Annotated in this window: 2 protein-coding genes; one reads left to right on the forward strand and one right to left on the reverse strand. The window is 56.4% G+C overall.

Going from position 1 to position 2,279, the window contains the following annotated elements; all coding sequences use genetic code 11:
* The first annotated feature begins 107 nt into the window (after positions 1-107).
* Positions 108-962, forward strand: a complete 855-nt coding sequence (locus tag AC0L2C_RS33985; protein WP_287326477.1) for an oligosaccharide flippase family protein — start codon at positions 108-110, stop codon at positions 960-962.
* A 157-nt stretch (positions 963-1,119) separates the two neighbouring features.
* On the opposite strand, the gene AC0L2C_RS33990 is transcribed toward AC0L2C_RS33985, so the two are convergent.
* Positions 1,120-1,812, reverse strand: coding sequence for a class I SAM-dependent methyltransferase (locus tag AC0L2C_RS33990; RefSeq protein ID WP_287279759.1), 693 nt, complete (start codon positions 1,810-1,812; stop codon positions 1,120-1,122).
* Between the last annotated feature and the right edge of the window lie 467 nt (positions 1,813-2,279).

Consider the following 2,279-nt stretch of genomic DNA (forward strand, 5'->3'; position numbering starts at 1 on the left):
AGCGCGCCCGCTTCATCGCCGCGTGCCGGACAGCACTGCAAGCGCTACTCGTACCACACGAAAACGCATGGGAAATCGGCTTGGCTATTCCGCTTGCCTAGCTCGGATTGAGCTACTGGGCTCTGGTGATCGCGGCCATGGCCGAGGCAATTTTTCTTTCTGGCATTTACTTGATCACCGCGCGACAATATCTCGCCATGCCACGCTTCGACCTGCAGTCCTACCGCGAGATCCGCACGCAGAGCCTGGGATTTTCCTTGGCTGGAGTTTTGGCCTTCGGCGGCCAATACATGGACAAGATCATCGTCGCGCGTTTGCTCGGGACCGCGGAGCTTGGCATCTACACGAGGGCGTTCACTCTAATCGCAATGCCGGCGAATCTATTCGGAAACCTGAGTAGAACGGTCGTTTTCCCGTTGCTGTCAAAAGTGCAGACAGACGAGGCCAGGCTGCGCAGCGCCCAGCTGAAGGGCTATGCCTTGACCGCAGCCCTCACTCTACCAACCAGCGCGTTCCTGTGCTGCTTCGCCAAGGAGATCGTACTGACAATGTTCGGCCCTAGATGGGTGGACGCAGTGGTTCCGATTGCAGTATTTTCCGCGGCAATGTATTTCCGGGTCGCATTTAAATTATGCGGCGCCGTTATGCTCGCCACAGGCAGTGGCTACCGCAGCGCGTCCATGCAGATTTTCCATGCGGCGCTTGTCACATCATTCGTATTTTTAGCGGCGCCTTACGGAGTGAGTGCGGCAGCGGCGGCGGTGTCGGGTGCCATTCTAGTGACTTTCGTCCTTTATTCCTTCATTAGCTGCCGCATGACCGGATTGCCATTCGTGGATTTCGTGCTCGTCCATATCCCGCCAATTGTCTTTCTGCCGTCATCTACGCTGCCGGTTCTGCGATCAGGATGCTGTTCGCCGGCTCGCCGTACTATCTTGTGCTGGCGATCGGCGCTTTTATGATAGGCACGCTATCTGCCGTTACTCTCTATTTGAGAGCTTCGCTTCTGTTCGGGAAATGCGGAGTGGAAGTCCTGCAAGCCGTAACGTCCAAGAAAGCAGCATGGCTCAATTGGATTCCACGCTGACTTACGACCGAATGCCACCCTTCACGGTGATTCTAACTGTCGTGCTGTAAATCAGCAGGAGCGCGCGCGGTGACCGCCGTATGAAACCTTCCCGTCCGACATGCCTTTAAGAAAGCCGCAGCTTTACGAAGAGCCGAGTCCTTCGGAAAGAGCGCACCGAGCCTTCCACCTTCAGAACCCGAAAGCATGCGGGCCGCAGTCACCTCAAAGCCAAGCACCGTAAACAGATTGCCCAAGGTGAGCGGGGTCCACGAATGCAGATGCATGTGGGGATTGTTTGACCATGAGCGATGCTGCGGAGCAATGATCGGCATCTCGCACGGTACGAATACCCTTATCTCGCCAGAGGGCTTTAGGACGCGCAACATTTCTCGGAGCACCGTCGAAGGGCTGTCGACATGCTCGAGAGCGTGATAGCTGATAATTTTGTCTATCGTGCTGGAGGGGATATCCGCAAGTGAGCCAACAACAAGGTCCAAATGTGCAGACGCCTGCTTAGCAGCGGTCTCGTTGATCTCCACGCCAATTCGCTTCACCGCTGGCAAGCACGAGAGGATACTGCCTGTCCCACAGCCGAAATCCAGAACGACATCCGTATGGCTGCTGAAATCCTCAAAAAGCCTTGCTCTAGATTTCTGTACGGTATCGGTTCGGCTACTGCCCCGCTGCTCAAAATATTGCGCGCCTTTTGGACCTGTATAGAGCGTATCGGATCTTGAATGCATCTACCAACACTCCAAGGATCAATAGCATACGGTGAACTGGCTGGTGGTCCAAGCGCCCTTCGGGCAGGCCTCGCGAAAGCGCGCCCTCTAGCGCGCAGAATAACGGCCGCTCTGTTCCGGACCGGGATGATAACCGGGATGTTCATGCTGTTCCAGTCCCACTATCCGCCCGAGACGTAGCCACGCTTGCGGCCCCTTTGCCCTGCGGTAGTAGGTGCAGTACCGCGGATGGATGGAGCGACCCCAGTTGCTCTTGCAGCGCCGGCTTCAGCATGTCTTCAACCAAATTGACGTGGGACTAATCCACCGTCCGGAAGTGGCCGTCGAGGAGCCGATATTCAGGCAGGGATTCATTGCTTCGCTCGGAATCGAAGCCAAGATCGCCTGAGTGTGCTTGGCTTCATTCGGACGCATCGGCGAGCATTCCCCATCCGCTAGTTACAGTGTGCGAGGGCCTGTCGCCACAG

The sequence above is a fragment of the Mesorhizobium sp. WSM4845 genome, assembly GCF_055811455.1.

Coding starts and splice junctions, on each gene's coding strand:
- AC0L2C_RS33990 (WP_287279759.1), bottom strand. CDS start 1,812: ATGCATTCAAGATCCGATACGCTCTATACAGGTCCAAAAGGCGCGCAA.